The organism is Candidatus Syntrophocurvum alkaliphilum (assembly GCF_009734445.1).
Classification (GTDB): Bacteria; Bacillota; Syntrophomonadia; order Syntrophomonadales; family Syntrophomonadaceae; genus Syntrophocurvum; species Syntrophocurvum alkaliphilum.
Genome location: NZ_CP046457.1, coordinates 823,974 through 842,387, shown reverse-complemented (window position 1 = coordinate 842,387; position 18,414 = coordinate 823,974). Strand labels below are relative to the sequence as shown.

The window sequence follows — 18,414 nt, the reverse complement described above, 5'->3', positions numbered from 1 at the left end:
TTAATGGATACAAAAATCATATTTAATAATCGTTTAAAAAAGTATAAAAAAAAGAAAGAAAAAATGCAAAGGAAATCCTATAGGTTAAGCAATCTAAGATTACTTTTATTTGTACTTGGGTTGTCATTGACAATTGCGGCTTTTTTGTATTCTAAAGATGCATATGGTTACCTTGTATTACTGATATCAACAATTACATTTTTCTATGTGGTAACTAAAAGTATAGAAGCTAACAATGAAGCTACGAGATTTAGTTTTTTAGAAGAAGCCAATAAAAGATGTATTGATAGAATAGAAGGTAGCTGGACTAGCTTTATTGATGATGGTATTGAATTTAAAGACTCTAATCATCCATTTACAGATGATTTAGATATTTTTGGTAGTGCTTCACTTTATCAATGGTTAAATAATGCTAATACATATTATGGCAGAACTACTCTTAAAAATATATTATCTAATCCTACAAATGAAATAAAAAGCATTGAAAAAAGACAACAGGCGATAAAAGAATTATCGTCTAAGTTAGATTTTTGTCAACACTTACAATGTGAAGGAATGAATGGGGATTTATTTGAAAATCCAGAAAAATTATTAAAATACACTGAAAATGATTTGAAATTAATTCAAAATAAATTTTTTATATATGTAATCTATTTACTTCCGATAATAACAATATTTTTATTTTTATTATGGATTTTTGATTTGATTTTATTAATTTTCCCTTTAAGTTTGTTAATAGCTCAAATAGTTATTAACATATTTAATTATGGAAAAATATTTAAAATTTTAGAACCAGTTTATTCAAATAAAAACAAAATAAATGCTTATCAAAAAATATTTAAAGTAATTGAAGAAGAAAAATTTAATAATGACTATTTATTAAAACTAAAATCTAAATTATATAATAGAAATAAACCTGCATCACAACAGATAAAAAATTTAGATAAGATTGTAGGTGCAATTGCTCTACAATACAATCCTATAGTTCATTTCTTCATTAACAGTTTGTTTTTTTGGGATTTTCGATGTGTATTTTCTTTAGAAAAATGGAGAGATGAATCAGGCTTAGCTTTGCGAGACTGGATTTTAAATATTGGAATGTATGAAGCTCTATCTAGTTTAGCTCTAACTTCTCAAATAAATCCTAATTGGTGTTATCCCAAATTTGATCAAAATAAGCTTACTATTTTAACTGAACAAATTGGTCATCCACTAATTAATGAAAAACAAAGAGTTTCAAATAACCTTACTATTGATAATCAGATATTAATAATTACAGGCTCTAACATGTCTGGTAAAACAACATTATTAAGAACAATAGGGATAAATCTTGTTTTAGCTTATGCTGGGTCAGCGGTGTGTGCTAAAAATTTCAAATGTTCTATAATGGATATATTTACCTCTATGAGATTAGCTGATGATTTAAATGCTGGTATATCTACTTTTTATGCTGAATTATTACGCATTAAATTGATTATTAATCATTCAAAAGAAGAAAAACCAATGATATTTTTGATAGATGAAGTTTTTAGAGGAACTAATTCTCGAGATAGAATTATAGGTGCAAAAAACGTCCTTATTAATTTAAATAAAGATTGGGTAATAGGGGTAATCTCAACACATGATTATGAGCTTTGTGATTTTGAAAATGATAATAGTGGCAGAATTATGAATTATCATTTTACTGAAACATATAAAAATGGTGAAATTATCTTCGACTACAAACTTAGAAAAGGACGTTCTAAAACAACAAATGCTAAATATCTGATGAAAATGGTAGGTATTGAGATTAAGGAAGAAAATGAAAACTAATTAATGATTCTGCTGCAAAAAGTAACTACAACAAACTTAAGGCTGAGCAAACATGTTTATCTAAGTCCTTAAGTAGCAAGGCGTGGTGCATAGATCACGGCTAAGTATAAATAAAAAGTCATTTTAGATAATAAGTGCTAAGCTAAAATGGAGGTAAAGACCGATGAGTGGCGTGATAAACATGTTTGCTCAGCCGATTCCATACTCTAAGTTTAGCTTTTTGCAGTGGAATCATTAATTAATAATAAGTAATTTTTTTGCAATATATAATATTAAATGTGGGATGAGATATCCTATTCCTGCTTTTTTGGGAAGGAAGAAAGTTGTGCGTAGTTATCTGACTTTGTTTTTAAAGGGTGTACCAATTGGTATATCTAATATATTACCAGGAGTTAGTGGTGGAACTGTAGCTTTAATATTAAATATTTATGAACTATTAATTAAAGCAGTAAAGGAAATTAATCTTAGAATTTTAATTCCTCTTTTTATAGGCGGTGTATCTGGTATTTATGTTACAGCAAGCCTTGTGACATACTTTATGGAAGCCTATCCTACATTTATAAACTCTTTAATTTTTGGATTAATTATTGCTTCAGCTAAAATCACCTATGTTGAAATAAAGTATTTTAATTTTAAAAATATTTTTTTTGGTATATCTGCATTATTATTAGCTATATTTTTAAGTATTAATGCTCATATTACTGCTACAGAAACATCGGTTAATTTAATAAATATCGCAATTGGCGGAGTTTTTAGTTCTATTTCTATGTTACTTCCTGGAATCAGTGGAGCTACAATACTTATTATATTAGGGGTTTATAAGCCTGTTTTAGTAGCATTAGCAGAATTAAATTTTCTAATTATTTCAGTTTTTAGCTTATCAGCATTATTAGGTATTATATGTTGTGCTTGGATTATTTCGTACATATTAAATAATCACAGAAATTTATTAATGACTATATTAACTGGATTAATTTTAGGTTCATCAACAGCAGTAATACCCTATAATCTAGGAGTAAATGAAATTTTAGGAGTATTATTAGGAATATTATTAGTGACATTATTTAGTTATCGTCGTGCAAAATTAGTGAATTAGATATGTTTTATAATCAAAAACTAAATAAAATATATCTAAAGGAGTGTTCTAATATGCATTCAACTGACTTACTAAATAATTTTAAAAAAGACTTAGATAATATGCAAGACACCTTAACTCAATTAGCTTCTTATAGTGAATTTCAAGGTAAACGTGACTTGTACTTTAGAATTAAACAAGATCTTGAGTTAATACAACAACAAATAGAAGATGAATTAAACAATATTAATAAAGTAGAAAAATATACAAGCACATTAGATACTATATAATTTTAAAATTAGTTATTGTAAAACTTGTAAAATATGAACTAAACTGTTATTATCCATATTAACAACTTTCAAGGAGGCTTATAAATGGCTGAAAATAAAGAAAAAGTTATCATAGAAGTGCTTCAAGGAACCAAAGCTGTTGCAGGAGGTTGAAGCTGTTCTGCTGATTGTGCTGTAGCAGATAGTTGTGGACCAACTATGAGTGTCAAAGAATCAACAGATTTATTACGAAATGAATTAAAACAATCTTTTGGTGATAAAATTGAAGTTAAATATGTAGATACTGATGAAGAAGGAATGGATGATTATCCAATAATGGAAAAAGTTATGCGTATGGGTTATCCATTTCCAATTACATTTATTAATGGAGAACCAAAATATGCAGGTAAAATAATGGTTGATGAGATTAAAAATGCCGTTAATGACAAATTAAAAGACTAAATTTTTTTACCATATATTTAAATAGATAGACTATATTGTCTATCTATTTTTTTATTTTGCATTTTAATAATAATAAAATTTGTTAAAACTATGTATATAGTAAAATATTGCAAAAGTGATTCTGCCTGAGCAAACATTTTTATCTAAGGTTTTGCTGCAGTGTAATACAATATTGATTATTAATGTTACTCATTTAATTAGAGTTGTTGTCTTAATAGTTAACAACTCTCTATTTTTGCGATACAATCAAATTGATTACATTACAAATACTTTAATCTTAATAATACAAATGAGGGAAAAGTGTCAGGAGGATATTAATATAAATGGTTGATTATAGTGAAGAAATAAAAAAATATCATATATTAACTTATGGTTGTCAAATGAATGTTAGAGATTCAGAAATCATAGCAGGATTAGTTGAATCTATGGGGTATATTGAAACGAATAGCCCTTCAGATGCTGATTTAGTTATATTTAATACTTGTAGTGTACGTCATTCTGCTGAAAACAAAGTATATGGAAAATTAGGAGAAATAAATAAATTTAAAAAAAATAATAAAGAACTATTAATTGCTTTTGGAGGCTGTATGGCTCAACTTAATGAGGTACAGCAAAAATTAAAAAATACAGGTGTAGATATACTTTTTGGAACACATAATGTACATGAGTTGCCACGTTTAATAGAGGAAGCAAATCAGGAAAAAAATCCTATACTAAGAGTTTGGGATAAAGAGGGTACAGTAGTAGAATCATTACCTTCTAAAAGAAAGGAAGGTATTAGTGCTTTTGTCAATATAATGTATGGTTGTAATAATTTTTGTAGTTATTGTATTGTCCCTTATACCCGAGGTAGAGAAAGAAGCAGAGAACCTCAAGATATAGTTGCTGAAATAAAAGAGTTAGCTGAATTAGGATATAAAGAGGTAACTCTTTTAGGTCAAAATGTTAATTCATATGGTAAAGGCCTACAAAATGAAACTGATTTTTCCAGATTGTTATATAAAGTTAATGAAATTAATGGAATAGAACGAATTAGATTTACAACTTCTCATCCAAAAGATATGTCTGATAATTTAATAGATGCTATTAGAAATAATAATAAGGTGTGCGAGCATATACACGTTCCTTTACAAGCAGGAAGCAATAAGGTTTTGAAACTTATGAATCGTAATTACACAAGAGATCATTATTTAGAATTAACAAAAAGAATGAGAGATCGAATACCGGGAGTATCAATTACAAGCGATTTAATAGTTGGATTTCCCGGAGAAACTGAACAAGATTTCGAAGATACCTTAGATATGGTTGATAAAGTAAAATTTGATGCTGCATTTACCTTTATGTATTCAGTTAGGACTGGAACAAAAGCTGCTTCGCTTGAAGAACAAATTGAATTAGAAACAAAAAAAGAGCGTTTAAACCGATTGAATAAATTACAATATTCAATTGCAACTGAAATAAATAAAAGTTTGGAGGGAAAAACAGTTGAAATTTTAGTTGAAGGTACTAGTAAAACTAATACTGAGAGGTTAACAGGTAGAACTCGTTGTAATAGAATAATTATATTTTCTGGTTCTAAAGACTTAATAGGACAGCTTATAAATGTTAGAATAGAAGAAGGAAAAACGTTTTCTTTATTTGGTGATTATGTATCATAATGCCAATCTAAGGATAAAAACCAATAATTAGGAGGAGTAAATTTTGAGTACAGAATCAATTGTAAAAATGGCATTCGATTTAGGAAACGCCATTGCTAGTTCTGATGAAATTCAGAACTTAAAAGATGTTCAAGCAAAACTTACCGAGGACAAAGAGGCATATGATTTAATTATGCGTTATCAGGATGCTAAAACTAAATTAGACAACAAAGCTAATGAAGGTATAATTGTACCTGATAATGAAGAAAGCCATGTGCAAATTTTAGAACAGCAACTAAATAGTAATAGCCTTGTAAAAGAATTAATTGCTGCACAAGAAAAATTTGATAATTTAATGCAAGGAGTTTACTTTGCAATGAACCAAGCAATATCTGGTGGAGAAAACTGCGCACCATCTGATTGCGGCACATGTGGTTCAGATTGTAGTCAATAGTCAAAGGTCAAGATAATACTATGAAGGATAGATCATATTATATGATCTATCCTTTTATTTTTTATCATTTATACTTAAAATAAAAATTATGCAAATGTAAAAAGTACCATATCATTAAAGCACTGATTATATATTATTAGTTTAGCTTGTGTTACTAAATTAAATCATATTAATCATACATGTAAAGGAGGTCAAAATTAAATGAAAGTTTTTGTACTCAATGGCCCTTCAGCAACAGGCAAAACAGCACTAATGGATTATTTATTATTAAATGATAATGACTTTCTAGAGCCTATTGTTTCATTTACTACTAGAAAAAAAAGATCAAGCGAAAAAGATGGAAAAGATTATTATTTTATAAATAGAGAAAAGTATTTAGAATACTGTGTTGATAATAAAATCATAGAAGAAATTGTTTATGTAGACAATATTTATGGAATAACAGCTGATGAATTGCAAAGAGTTAAAAATACAGGTAAACATGGATTAATAATAATGACGACAGAGGGAATTAGAACACTAAAGAAAAGCTTAGGTCCACAAAACGTAGTAAGCATTTTTATTTATAGAGATTTAAAAGAAATCATTGAAGTAATAAATAATAGAGATTCTAGTAAACAAGAGAAAAATAGAAGAATTGAGCTTGCAAAACAAGAAATTCGGGATTTAAACACTTGTGATTATGTTGTTTATAATATTGATACATTAGAATATGCTTATGATCAATTAAAAGACATAATTAATAAAGAAATAAATACAGAACCATTAAAGATAAAAATTAAATCAGGTGAAAAATACCGTCATTTTAAAGGTGATATATTTGAAGTTATTACTATAGCTTATCATTCAGAAAATTATAGTCCTTTAGTAGTTTATAAAGACCTGCAAACTGGAATTGTCTATGCCCGCCCTTATGAGATGTTTGCAGGAAAAAAGGAATTAGAGCTTGAAAACAGAATAGTTAATAGATTTGAATTAATTGATGATTAAATACACCAGGAGGGACTATAAGTGACTATTCAATATACCCCTATGATACAACAGTATTTAGAAATAAAAGAACGATATCAAGACGCTATTCTCTTTTTCCGTTTAGGTGATTTTTATGAAATGTTTTTTGAAGATGCTAAAATTGCCGCAAAAGAACTTGAGATAGTATTAACAGCAAGAGATGGTGGATCAAATAAAATTCCCATGTGTGGTGTACCATATCATTCTGTAAATAACTACATACATAAATTAATTAATCGTGGCTATAAAGTTGCAATTTGCGAGCAAGTTCAAGATCCAAAAGATGCAAAAGGAATAGTGAAAAGAGAAGTTACTAGGGTTATAACTCCAGGAACTATATTAGAAGATTATATGTTAGATGAATCTGAAAATAATTATTTAGCCGCTGTAGTAGAATATGAACAAAAATTTGGCCTATCATACATTGATATAACAACAGGTGATTTTTGGGTTACAGAATATTCAGGTGATAACGCATATTTAGAAATAGAAAATGAAATTTTAAGGATTTTTCCTTCAGAGTGCTTGATTAGTTCTCCTAACACTTTAATAAAAGATACAAAGTTTGAAAACATAATATCAACTAATTTTAATAATGTAGATTATATTGAAGATTTTGAACAAGCCAAACAAGTCATAAAAGACCATTATAAAGCAGAAATAACAGAAGAACTAAATACAAATTATAGTTCTACCTGTATTATGTCTATTGCAGTAATAATTAAATATTTAAGTGAAACACATAAAAGAAGTCTAAAACACATTAAACAAGTAAAGTTTTATAAGGAAAGTATGTTTGTCGAATTAGATTTCGTAACCCGAAAAAATCTCGAATTAATTTATAATATGAAAGAAAGAAAAAAAGACGGGACTCTATATAATATAATTGATAAATGCTGTACAGCGATGGGAAAACGAAACTTAAAAAAATGGATTGAACAACCATTAAAAAAGATTGATGATATAAATAAAAGACTTGATGCAGTTGAAGAGCTTAGAAACAATTTAATTTTACGAACTGATACCAAAAAATTACTAGAATCAATCTATGATTTAGAGAGATTAGTGGGGCGTATTGGAGCTGATATTGCTAACCCTAAGGACTTGTTAGCATTAAAAAATTCAATTAATAAGTTGCCTGAATTAGCAGATTTATATTCTAGTACACATTCGGAATACTTAACAAAAATAGCAGAATTAGATATCTTAGACGAAATTTCTTCTTTTATAGAAAATTCTATTAACGATGATGCACCCGTAATTATAAAAGAAGGAGATATAATTAAAAAAGGATTTAATTCTGAAATAGATGAACTTCGCAAATTGAAGGAGCAAGGGAGTCAATGGTTAATAGAATATGAGCAAAAAGAAAAAAGTAAAACAGGAATTAAAAACTTAAAAGTAAGTTTTAATAAGGTTTTTGGATATTATCTAGAAGTAAGTAAATCAAATCTCCATCTTGTTCCAGATGATTATATTAGGAAACAAACACTAGCAAATACAGAAAGATACATAACAGAAGAACTTAAAGATTTTGAAACAAAAATAATTACTTCTAAAGATAAACTTTTTGAATTAGAATACAAAATCTTTTTGCAAATACGTCAAAAAATAAGTGAAAATACTAGTAGAATTCAAAAAACAGCAGCACAAATTGCTATACTAGATACATTATATTCAATGTCTGAGACAGCGTATATAAATGATTATATACGTCCTCAATTAAACTCAGAAGGAACTATAGAAATTAAAGCTGGTAGACATCCAGTTGTAGAAAAAACTCTTGCTAATGCTCGATTTGTTCCTAATAACGTTGATTTAAACATGGATGATTCTAGATTTTTAATAATTACTGGTCCTAATATGGGTGGTAAAAGTACATATATGCGTCAAATAGCCTTGTTAGTAATAATGACACAAATAGGCTGTTTTATTCCTGCTGAATATGCCAATATTGGTATAGTTGATAAAATTTTTACACGTGTAGGTGCATCAGATGATTTAGCATCAGGACAAAGTACCTTTATGATGGAAATGACTGAAGTTGCAAATATTATTAATAATTCTACAAAAAACAGTTTAATTATTCTTGATGAAATTGGTAGAGGGACAAGTACTTATGACGGATTAAGTATAGCTAGAGCTGTAGGCGAATATATTCATGAAAATATTGGTGCTAAAACACTCTTTGCTACTCATTATCATGAATTAACTTCTCTTGCTGATGAATTTGAAGGAATGGTTAACTTATGCGTTTCTGTGTTAGAAACGGGGGATCAAGTTGTGTTTCTGAAAAAAGTCCTACCAGGAAAAGCTGATAAGAGCTATGGAATAGATGTTGCTAAGCTTGCGGGTTTACCTAAAGAAGTTATCCAACGTTCAAATGATATATTAGTACATTTAGAAAATACTAATTATTATGAATATAAACAAGATATAACTCAATTAAGTTTATTTAATGATGATGAAAATATAGTAGTTAAAGAAATAAAAAAAATAAATCCAGATGATATTACCCCTAAGGAAGCTCTAAACCTTTTATACCGTTTAAAAGGTTTGGTTTAATTTTAAAGGAGGTGGCTTATTTGCTAATAGGTATTGATGTTGGTGGGACTTTTACTGATGGAGTGCTATTTGATAATAAATCAGTTAAAAAAACAGTAAAAAATCCTACAGATAATCAAAATCTGCAAACGACTTTATTTTTTGTACTTGATGAACTTCTTAAATCATGTAATCCAAAGGATATAAAAAGAGTGGTCATTAGTACAACCCTAATAACAAATATAATAGCAACCCAAAGTGGTGAAAAAACAGCCCTTATACTAATTCCAGGTAGAGGTTTACCTTATTCTTATTTTAATTTTTTTAAAAAGACCTTCTTCCTTAGTGGAGGTATAGATTTTAGGGGCAGGGTATATGAAAAAATAAAAGAGGAAGAAGTCATTGAGATTGTAGATAAGATAAGAGCTGATGGCATTAAAAACATTGCAGTTGTGTCAAAATTTTCTAATCGTAATGCATCATTTGAAAATAAAATTAAACAAATAATTAATGATAAATATTCAGATGCAAAGGTGATTACTGGTAATGAAGTAGCCGGTCCATTAAATTTTGCTCGTAGAGCAGTCACAACTTACTACACAGCTATGACTAATTTTCAATGGAATGCATTTGTAGATGATCTACAGAAAGCATTTCAAGAAAGAAACCTAAATGCTAAGATCGAAATATTAAAGGCAGATGGTGGAACAATGTCCATACAAAATGCCAGAAAAAGACCATGTGAAACAATTTTTTCAGGACCTGCCGCAAGCACCATGGGTGCAATAGCAACTACAATGGACAGTAAAAACTCTATAGTTGTTGATATAGGTGGAACAACATCAGATATTGCATTATTAATAGAAGGAGACCCATTATATGCTTCTAAAGGTGCAAGAATTAATGAAAAATATACTCATATTAATTCATTTGCAGTAAGGTCTATTAACTTAGGTGGTGATAGTGCTATCACCATTAAAAATGACGATATCTTAGTAGGACCAGAAAGAAAAGGTCCTGCAGCTTGTTTTAATGGACCCTGTCCTACAACTACTGATGCTTTTAATTTAAGATACAAATTAGATATAGGAAATATGCATTTATCGGAAGAAAGCTTAAGAAAACTTGCAGAACAATTAGGTATAGATATATTAGAGGTTTGCGATAAAGTTATAGCAAAAGTTATTAATGAATTAACTTTTGCCATAAATAATATGTTTAAAGAGTGGGAGACTGAACCAGCCTATAGAATTTGGGAAATATTGAATAAAAAACAATTTATACCCGAACAAATTGTAGGAATAGGTGCTGCTGCAAATGCTATAATCCCTGTTGTTGCAGACAATATGGGCATTGACTATGAGATTAATCAGCATTCTTCAGTAGCAAATGCATTAGGTGCTTGTTTATCAAGACCAACAATAGGATTTAATATGCATTTAGATACAGAGAATAAAAAATATGTTATAGATTTAGATGGTTATACCGGAAAATTAAAGAATGTTAACAATATTCAATTAGAAGATGCTAAAAAAATTGCTTATGAGTATTTACAATATATTGCAGATCAAAATGATGTTACAGGTTATGCTACTAATGCAGAATTTTATTTAGAAGAACAATTTAATATGATAAGAAACTGGGATAGAGTAGGAAAAATTTTTGAAATAGGCATACAAATAAAACCCGGATTAATTAATGAATTTACGGGGGTGAAATAAATGAAGCAAACCGGACTTTTATTTTTTCCAGCATTTGATTGGGCAATAACCCCAACACATCCTGAGAGAGAAGAAAGACTTTTATACACACGTGATCTTATTTTTGAAGAAGGAGTTATGGATTTACAGGAAATAAAAGAATATCAGCCGCGATTAGCTGAAATAAAAGATATAGCTAGGGTACATTTTTGTATTCCTGATATAGAGTCGCAAATACTAAAAGCCCATCTAATAGCAGCAGGTGGTTCACTTGTTATGGCTGATGCATTTTTTAACAAAGAAATAAAAAATGCATTTGCCATTATTCGTCCACCTGGACATCATGCAATGACTGTATCACATGGCAATAGAGGTTTTTGTAATATTAATAATGAAGCAATTATGGTTGAGTACATTAGAAAAAATTATGGTATTAAAAAAATTGTCATTGTTGATACTGATGTACACCATGGTGATGGAACTTCTGAAATTTATTACAATGATCCTGATGTATTATGTATATCATTTCACCAAGACGGTAGAACAATTTTTCCTGGTACAGGATTTATTGATGAACTAGGAACTCCACAAGCATATGGTACGAACATTAATATACCTTTAATTCCTGGAACAACAGATGTGGGTATTCATTATATATTAGATAATCTCATACTACCATTAATAGAAGAATTTAAACCTGATTTAATAGTAAATTCAGCAGGTCAGGATAACCATTACAGTGATCCATTAGCAAATATGCGTTTTACAGCTCAAGGCTATGCTAAGCTAAATACTAAATTAGCGCCAGATATAGCAGTTCTTGAAGGTGGGTATTCAGTTGAAACAGCCTTACCTTATATTAACCTAGGAATAATTATGGCAATGGCAGGTATAGATTATTCAAATTACTATGAACCAGATTACAAATCTTTTAGTGAGTCTCCCGAAAACATGGAATACATTAAAAAAATGGTTAACATACAGCTAGAAAACTTTCGAAATCGTGAGGATGTTATTGCACAAAACAAAAAGAAAAGGGGAAAATTGATTCAAGATTATAAAAGTGTATTTTATGACACTGAATTTATAAATGAAGAACAATATAATAAATACAGAGTATGTAATAAATGTAGTGGCTATAGAATGATAGACTCAACAGCACATCATAGAGATGGTAAAGTAGTCAGAGTATATTGTATTTCTATACCTTCAAACTCCTGTAGTACATGTCAAGAAGAAGCTAAATCTGCGTATAAAGACTTGATAGAAAATAGTTCATTTTTTGATTATATATATTTACAAGATAGGTTAGGAGACGAGTATAGAAGTACTAACATGAAAACTAACATTGAAAAGGTTTTATAAATATGAGCATACACTTATTAAAAGATGATGTTATTAACAAAATTGCTGCTGGTGAGGTAATAGAAAAACCAGCCTCAGTAGTTAAAGAATTAGTAGAAAACTCAATTGATGCAAATGCAAAAAATATAGATATAACTATCATAAATGGTGGATTAGATGAAATAATCATTGAAGATGATGGTGTGGGCATGACTAAAGAACAGTTGCCATTAGCCTTTACCAGACATGCAACTAGTAAAATAACAAATGAATCAGATTTGTTCAAAATATATACAATGGGATTTAGAGGAGAAGCGTTACCTAGTATAGCTTCTGTTTCTCGTGTGGAAATACAAAGCAAAAAAGCTGGTCATAATGGAGCTAAGGCCATAATTGAAGCAGGGGAGATTACTGAAATAGTAAACTATCCTTGTCCAGAAGGTACTAGAATAGTTGTAAAAGACTTATTTTACAATACCCCAGCAAGGCGTAAATTTTTAAAAACACCAGTTGCTGAGAATAACGCTATAAATGAAATAGTTACTAAACTAGCACTATCTAGAAAAGATTTATCTATAACATTAAAAAGCAATAAAAAATTATATTTTAAAACACCAGGAAATGATAACTTAGGAGATACTATTTTAAGCATCTTTGGAACCGATTTTTTAATTGGCTTAATACCCCTAGAATATAAGGGGGAAAATTATAATCTTAAAGGTTTTATTTCTAAACCTAGAAATGTAAGGTCAAGTCGAAAAAATCAATTGTTTTTTGTCAATAATAGATGTATAAAGAGTCCTATGTTATATAAAGCTGTTGAGGAGGCCTACAAGGGCCTTCTAGTTTCAAGAGAATTTCCATTAGTTTTTTTATTTTTAGAAATTAAACCTGAGGAAATAGATGTTAATGTTCACCCACAAAAAACAGAAATTCGATTTAATGATGAAAGAACTATTTTCAGATTAATAAATGAGGTTATAAAAGATACAATTTTAAGCCAACAAATAAGTAGCATTGGACATGAAAAAAATAATGAAAATGTTTTTAAAGATAAGAAAGTTAATAATTTCAAACCTACTCGTATAGAAGAAACAATTGAAGTTCAAAAACTTCCTTATTCACAATCTCAAAATGTTACTACTAATAACTATGTAAATGAAACTAGCAATGATAAATATAATAATGAAAAAATAATAACAACTCAAAATGAATCAGTGCAAAATGATTTTAAAATAGTTGGTCAACTATATGATACATATATTATTGTAGAGAAGGAAAATACAATATGGTTTATAGATCAACATGCTGCTCATGAAAGAATTATATACACAAATTATTTTAAAGAAGATATTACTTCCGAACAATATGCAATACCTTTAGTAATAGAGTTACCAATAGAATCTATAGATTGCATTTTCAACAATAAAGAAACATTTGATAAATTAGGTATTCAAATTGATTACTTTGGTGATAATTCTTGTGTAATACGGTCAGGACCATCATTTATAAAAGGTGATGAATATTCAACTATTAATGAAATTATAGATATTTTAAATGAAGAAGACCAAAAAGATATTGCAGATAAAACAAAAATCTTAATGTCATGTAAGAAAGCAATAAAAGCAAATCAACGTTTATCTAATTCTGAGATACAAAAAATAGTGCAAGATTTGCTACAATGCAATGATTTTCTGACATGTCCACATGGAAGACCAACTATTTTTAATCTAAGTAAATTAGACTTAGAAAGAAAATTTAAAAGGTAAATTATTATGAATATAATAGCAACTACAACTAGTTCAATTAACCATTTAGATAAACAATTCGAGGAATTTATTATAAATACAGGGATAAAATATGTTCCAAGACAAAAGAAGAGTCTTAAGAAGATTAGCGAAGAAAATGGTGTAAATACTATAATAGTTTGGCATCAAGATGGACCTATACTTTATATTGGTGAAGAAAAATTTTTCTTTCATCCTAGTATGGCAAAAAATAGAATTTCAGCCTATCGGAAAAAAGGCATACCAGACTTACTTATAAAGGCTGCTGATTTAAAAAAAGGTGATAGTTTTTTAGACTGTACTCTAGGAATCGGAGCAGATGCTATTGTAGCATCGTATTTTTCTGAAAATGGTAAAATTACTGGATTAGAATCATCATTTGCTCTGGCAACAACTGTAAAATGGGGAATGAAAACATATAAAAATAATATAACTTGGCTAACAAATGCTATTAAAAAAATAGAAGTTATTAACAGTGACCACAAGGATTACTTACTTAAGCTTCAAGATAACAAATATGACATAGTTTATTTTGATCCTATGTTTCGTAATCCTTTGCTTAGTAGTCAACCTATTTCTCCAATTAGAAAAATAGCCAACCATAATGAAATAGATTTAGATACAATTAATGAAGCCTGTAGAGTTGCAAGTAAGCGTGTTGTCCTAAAAGAAAGAGCTGACAGTAATGTTTTTGATAAATTAGGTTTTAAAAATATTATAGAAAATAAAAAAAATAGTATCAAATACGGATATATAAAAACCTAAAATTATTGATGGATGGTGTAAAAATGTTAAAATTAGCTGCAATAGTAGGGCCTACTGGAGTAGGAAAAACTAATATTTCTGTTAAAGTAGCACAAAGTATAAATGGTGAGATACTTTCTTGTGATTCTATGCAAATTTATAAAGGCATGGATATAGGTACAGCAAAAATAAATGAAAATGAAAAAATGGGCGTTAATCATCATCTTATTGATATAGTGCAACCACATGAAAACTTTACTGTTGCTGATTATCAAAAAAAAGCTAAAGAATTAATAGAAAATATAAACCAAAAAAACAAGCTTCCTATACTAGTAGGAGGTACAGGACTCTATTATCAAAGTGTAGTAGATAACTATCACTTTTTTCCCCAAAAGAAACAAGAAGCTGTTAGAAAAAAGTGGGAAAAAAAATATTATGAAAAAGGATTAGAAAATTTATATTTAGAATTAAAAAAAAATGATCCAGAATATGCTAATAAAATTAGTACTAATGATAAAAAAAGAATTATTCGTGCTTTAGAAGTTTTTGATATTACCAGCAAACCATTTTCTCATTTACAAACTAGGCAAGGCAAAACATATAATTTAAAAGCAATAGGCCTTTATCTAGAGAGGAAATATTTATATGAACATATTGAACAAAGAGTTGATAAAATGATTAGTAAAGGACTTATAGAAGAGGTATCAGAATTAAGAAATAAGGGTTATGACACAAGTCTAAATTCTATGCAAGCACTTGGTTATAAGCAAGTATTTTCTTACCTAGAAGGTATGATTACTTATGATGAAATGATAAAAGAAATAAAAAAACAGACTCGTAGATATGCAAAGCGACAATTAACTTGGTTTAAAAAAGATAATCGTATTAACTGGTTAAATGTTCAAGGGTACGAAAATAACCCAAAGCTACTAGTAGAAAAAATAATAAAACTTATAGAAGGAGTATCACCACGTGTGTAGAAATAATAAATGTTAGAGAAAAAAGAAAGAGGTGTATTACCTTTGAGTAAAAATCAAATTAATTTACAAGATGCATTTTTAAACCAAGTAAGAAAAGAAAAAATCCCAGTAACAATTTACTTAGTTAATGGTTTTCAAATAAAAGGTGTAGTTAAAGGATTTGACAATTTTACAGTAATAATAGAAGTAGAACAAAGACAACAGCTTGTTTATAAACATGCAATATCAACTATAGCTCCAATAAAAGCTATGGGAATAATAAATATAGATGCAAAAAACGAAGAATAATATACGCTTATTTTAAATTAATAAAAAACCCCTTAGAGATAATATATATTAAATGTTTAATATATATTATCTCTAAGGGGTTTTTTATATGATTATTATTCTCTCAATACCCTTTACTCCAGAGTAGTATGCATTTTTATTAATAATATCACCACTTTTAGCTATTCATCATATAATAACCTAGATAAATAAAGACTATAGATTTATTGAGGTGAATGGTAAAGTGGAGATTTCAATGAAATTTACGCCTACTGAAAGTGCTATGGAAAATGTTATTCATAGTATAAATTCAGATAAATTATCAAAAAAGGATTCATTTAAAGACTTAGAAAAACTTATCGGACTAAAAGAGGTAAAAAAAATTATTGCAGAAATTAGTGCATTTGCACTAGTACAAAAAAAGAGGTCGGAACAACAGTTAAAGGCACATCCCATAGTATTGCACATGGTATTTAAAGGTAATCCTGGAACTGGCAAGACTACTCTTGCTAGATTATTGGGGTTAATAATGTTTGATATAGGTGTACTTTCTAAAGGCCATTTAATAGAGGTAGAAAGAGCAGATTTAGTTGGTGAATATATTGGTCACACAGCTCAAAAAACTAAAGAAATGGTTAATAAGTCTATAGGAGGTATTTTATTTATAGATGAAGCTTATACTTTAGCACAAGGTGGAGAAAAAGATTTTGGCAAGGAAGCTATTGCTACTATAGTAAAAGCTATGGAGGACCATAGAGAAAACCTAATTGTTATACTTGCAGGATACCGTCAAGAAATGGATTTGTTTATTAGATCAAACCCAGGATTAAGATCTCGATTCCCAATACAAATAGAGTTTCCTGACTATGATAGTGAGCAGCTTTTTAAAATTGCTGTACAAATGTATAATGAAAGAGATTACGAATTAAGTAGTAAATGTCGCTGGAAATTAAAAAACTATCTAAATGAATTTGTAAAATCCAGACATCCACATAGTGGTAATGCTCGCTTTGTAAGAAATTTAGTAGAAAAATCAATTAGACTTCAAGCACTTCGTTTAGTGGATAAACAGATGTTAAGTAGAAAAGAATTAATGACAATTGAAGATGTTGATTTACCACATCCAGACTGTATCGAACTTTAAGTGTACAAAAGAGGATAATAATACAATAACGGTGATATCTTTAAAATAGGATACACCGTTTTATCTTATATATAACTTTAACTTTATCTTTCATGGTCTTCTCCTAAATCATCTTCTAATTCGTTAACATCTTCGATAACTATAGGTATGCCTAATTTATAAGATGATTTTAATACTACAAATCCAACAATTGGTGCTGTTAAAAATACAAATACAATAGTTAAAAGAATTTTACTTGCAAAAATATTTTGTATAAACAAAAAATAAAAAAAAGTTGCTAGCATTGTACTACAAACACCAAACGTAGCACTTTTAGTAGCAGCATTAGTTCGTGTAAAAACATCAGGAAAACGGACTAATGCCAGTGAACCTAAAAACATAAAAAGTCCTCCTATTAAAATAAACAAGCTAATCACTATTTCTATCAATAACAACACCCCTTTCTAAAAATTTTGCTAATGCAATTGAGCTAATAAAGGCTAAAATACCTAAAACAAGCACAACATCAACATAAGCTAAAGTTTCTTGCATTATCATTATTAATCCAATAATTCCAATTAAATTTATACCAATAGCATCTAATGCTATAACTCGATCAGGTGTACTAGGACCATTAATTACCCTAATTAAACAAAGAAGGATTGAAAAAACCATGGCATACAAACCTATCCACAAAGATAATTGTAGCATTAATGTGACACCTCCATAATTGTTTTTTCAAATGTATGTCTTAGACGATTAATGGCTTCCTCTTTATCTTCAATGTGAAGTGAGTGAATATATATAGTTCGTCCATCATCAGAAAAAGCCATTGTAATTGTTCCAGGTGTTAATGAAATTATTGATGCTAAAAATACAACCTCCCAATCTCTTTTCAAGTCTGTTGGATAAACTATAATACCAGGATTAATATTCATATCCTTACTAAGAACAATTTTGGCAACATCAATATTAGTGATAATTAATTCTTTAATAAAGATTAATATTAAATAAATAATAGCTATTACTCGTGTAAAGTAAAAATCAAATCGTAGAAACCTTCTCATTATAAAAAATAAAATAATTCCTAGTGAATAACCAATAAAAAAATCTAAAAGTGTAATTCTATCATGTAATAGCATCCAGATAACTGCCAAAATAATATTTAAAATTATTTGAAAAGCCACATTGTCATCTCCTTACAA

18 protein-coding genes are annotated in these 18,414 nt (G+C 28.6%); 15 read left to right on the top strand and 3 right to left on the bottom strand.

Annotated elements, in window-relative coordinates; genetic code table 11:
• The first annotated feature begins 3 nt into the window (after positions 1-3).
• From SYNTR_RS04150 to SYNTR_RS04080, 15 genes are all read left to right on the top strand, one after another.
• Positions 4-1,812, top strand: a complete 1,809-nt coding sequence (locus SYNTR_RS04150; protein WP_156203342.1) for a MutS family DNA mismatch repair protein — start codon at positions 4-6, stop codon at positions 1,810-1,812.
• 325 nt (positions 1,813-2,137) lie between these two features.
• Positions 2,138-2,908 (top strand): DUF368 domain-containing protein, encoded by a 771-nt coding sequence (locus SYNTR_RS04145; protein ID WP_197079188.1) that lies wholly within the window; start codon positions 2,138-2,140, stop codon positions 2,906-2,908.
• A 53-nt stretch (positions 2,909-2,961) separates the two neighbouring features.
• Complete coding sequence (locus SYNTR_RS04140; RefSeq protein ID WP_156203340.1) at positions 2,962-3,177, top strand: hypothetical protein; 216 nt, start codon at positions 2,962-2,964, stop codon at positions 3,175-3,177.
• A gap of 198 nt (positions 3,178-3,375) precedes the next feature.
• Positions 3,376-3,618 (top strand): hypothetical protein, encoded by a 243-nt coding sequence (locus SYNTR_RS04135; protein ID WP_156203339.1) that lies wholly within the window; start codon positions 3,376-3,378, stop codon positions 3,616-3,618.
• A gap of 323 nt (positions 3,619-3,941) precedes the next feature.
• Complete coding sequence (gene miaB / locus SYNTR_RS04130; protein ID WP_156203338.1) at positions 3,942-5,276, top strand: tRNA (N6-isopentenyl adenosine(37)-C2)-methylthiotransferase MiaB; 1,335 nt, start codon at positions 3,942-3,944, stop codon at positions 5,274-5,276.
• A 43-nt stretch (positions 5,277-5,319) separates the two neighbouring features.
• Positions 5,320-5,709: a YlbF/YmcA family competence regulator gene (locus SYNTR_RS04125; RefSeq protein ID WP_156203337.1), complete on the top strand. Its 390-nt coding sequence runs from the start codon at positions 5,320-5,322 to the stop codon at positions 5,707-5,709.
• A gap of 201 nt (positions 5,710-5,910) precedes the next feature.
• A complete protein-coding gene (locus SYNTR_RS04120; protein ID WP_156203336.1) occupies positions 5,911-6,699 on the top strand; it encodes a DUF1653 domain-containing protein in 789 nt (262 codons plus the stop codon).
• 42 nt (positions 6,700-6,741) lie between these two features.
• Positions 6,742-9,285, top strand: a complete 2,544-nt coding sequence (mutS, locus tag SYNTR_RS04115) for a DNA mismatch repair protein MutS (protein ID WP_156204689.1) — start codon at positions 6,742-6,744, stop codon at positions 9,283-9,285.
• Positions 9,286-9,305: 20 nt separating this feature from the next.
• Complete coding sequence (locus tag SYNTR_RS04110; RefSeq protein ID WP_156203335.1) at positions 9,306-10,985, top strand: hydantoinase/oxoprolinase family protein; 1,680 nt, start codon at positions 9,306-9,308, stop codon at positions 10,983-10,985.
• On the top strand, positions 10,986-12,329 hold the full coding sequence (locus SYNTR_RS04105; RefSeq protein WP_156203334.1) for a histone deacetylase family protein: 1,344 nt from the start codon (positions 10,986-10,988) through the stop codon (positions 12,327-12,329).
• 2 nt (positions 12,330-12,331) lie between these two features.
• Positions 12,332-14,077 carry a DNA mismatch repair endonuclease MutL gene (gene mutL / locus SYNTR_RS04100; protein WP_156203333.1) on the top strand — a complete coding sequence of 582 codons (1,746 nt, stop codon included), beginning with the start codon at positions 12,332-12,334 and terminating at the stop codon, positions 14,075-14,077.
• A gap of 6 nt (positions 14,078-14,083) precedes the next feature.
• On the top strand, positions 14,084-14,860 hold the full coding sequence (locus SYNTR_RS04095) for a class I SAM-dependent methyltransferase (protein ID WP_156203332.1): 777 nt from the start codon (positions 14,084-14,086) through the stop codon (positions 14,858-14,860).
• A 23-nt stretch (positions 14,861-14,883) separates the two neighbouring features.
• Positions 14,884-15,819 (top strand): tRNA (adenosine(37)-N6)-dimethylallyltransferase MiaA, encoded by a 936-nt coding sequence (gene miaA, locus SYNTR_RS04090; protein ID WP_156203331.1) that lies wholly within the window; start codon positions 14,884-14,886, stop codon positions 15,817-15,819.
• A 42-nt stretch (positions 15,820-15,861) separates the two neighbouring features.
• The gene (hfq, locus tag SYNTR_RS04085) at positions 15,862-16,107 is read left to right on the top strand and encodes an RNA chaperone Hfq (RefSeq protein WP_197079229.1); all 246 of its coding nucleotides are present in this window, start codon (positions 15,862-15,864) and stop codon (positions 16,105-16,107) included.
• A 235-nt stretch (positions 16,108-16,342) separates the two neighbouring features.
• On the top strand, positions 16,343-17,230 hold the full coding sequence (locus tag SYNTR_RS04080) for an AAA family ATPase (RefSeq protein ID WP_156203329.1): 888 nt from the start codon (positions 16,343-16,345) through the stop codon (positions 17,228-17,230).
• An 83-nt stretch (positions 17,231-17,313) separates the two neighbouring features.
• Here SYNTR_RS04080 and mnhG read toward each other — a convergent pair whose 3' ends face one another.
• The 3 genes from mnhG to SYNTR_RS04065 are packed head-to-tail and all read right to left on the bottom strand — an operon-like array spanning position 17,314 to position 18,396.
• Positions 17,314-17,610: a monovalent cation/H(+) antiporter subunit G gene (mnhG, locus tag SYNTR_RS04075; RefSeq protein ID WP_197079187.1), complete on the bottom strand. Its 297-nt coding sequence runs from the start codon at positions 17,608-17,610 to the stop codon at positions 17,314-17,316.
• Positions 17,611-17,638: 28 nt separating this feature from the next.
• Positions 17,639-17,920, bottom strand: coding sequence for a Na(+)/H(+) antiporter subunit F1 (locus SYNTR_RS04070; protein ID WP_156203328.1), 282 nt, complete (start codon positions 17,918-17,920; stop codon positions 17,639-17,641).
• A complete protein-coding gene (locus tag SYNTR_RS04065; protein ID WP_156203327.1) occupies positions 17,920-18,396 on the bottom strand; it encodes a Na+/H+ antiporter subunit E in 477 nt (158 codons plus the stop codon). Before SYNTR_RS04065 ends, SYNTR_RS04070 begins: the two co-directional genes overlap by 1 nt.
• Positions 18,397-18,414 lie beyond the last annotated feature (18 nt).

What these genes read in the sequence shown, in the direction of transcription:
- SYNTR_RS04150 (WP_156203342.1), top strand. Translation starts at nt 4, where the DNA reads ATGGATACAAAAATCATATTTAATAATCGTTTAAAAAAGTATAAAAAA.
- SYNTR_RS04140 (WP_156203340.1), top strand. Translation starts at nt 2,962, where the DNA reads ATGCATTCAACTGACTTACTAAATAATTTTAAAAAAGACTTAGATAAT.
- SYNTR_RS04135 (WP_156203339.1), top strand. Translation starts at nt 3,376, where the DNA reads ATGAGTGTCAAAGAATCAACAGATTTATTACGAAATGAATTAAAACAA.
- miaB (WP_156203338.1), top strand. Translation starts at nt 3,942, where the DNA reads ATGGTTGATTATAGTGAAGAAATAAAAAAATATCATATATTAACTTAT.
- SYNTR_RS04120 (WP_156203336.1), top strand. Translation starts at nt 5,911, where the DNA reads ATGAAAGTTTTTGTACTCAATGGCCCTTCAGCAACAGGCAAAACAGCA.
- mutS (WP_156204689.1), top strand. Translation starts at nt 6,742, where the DNA reads ATGATACAACAGTATTTAGAAATAAAAGAACGATATCAAGACGCTATT.
- SYNTR_RS04105 (WP_156203334.1), top strand. Translation starts at nt 10,986, where the DNA reads ATGAAGCAAACCGGACTTTTATTTTTTCCAGCATTTGATTGGGCAATA.
- mutL (WP_156203333.1), top strand. Translation starts at nt 12,332, where the DNA reads ATGAGCATACACTTATTAAAAGATGATGTTATTAACAAAATTGCTGCT.
- SYNTR_RS04095 (WP_156203332.1), top strand. Translation starts at nt 14,084, where the DNA reads ATGAATATAATAGCAACTACAACTAGTTCAATTAACCATTTAGATAAA.
- miaA (WP_156203331.1), top strand. Translation starts at nt 14,884, where the DNA reads ATGTTAAAATTAGCTGCAATAGTAGGGCCTACTGGAGTAGGAAAAACT.
- SYNTR_RS04080 (WP_156203329.1), top strand. Translation starts at nt 16,343, where the DNA reads ATGAAATTTACGCCTACTGAAAGTGCTATGGAAAATGTTATTCATAGT.
- mnhG (WP_197079187.1), bottom strand. Translation starts at nt 17,610, where the DNA reads ATGTTTTTAGGTTCACTGGCATTAGTCCGTTTTCCTGATGTTTTTACA.
- SYNTR_RS04070 (WP_156203328.1), bottom strand. Translation starts at nt 17,920, where the DNA reads ATGCTACAATTATCTTTGTGGATAGGTTTGTATGCCATGGTTTTTTCA.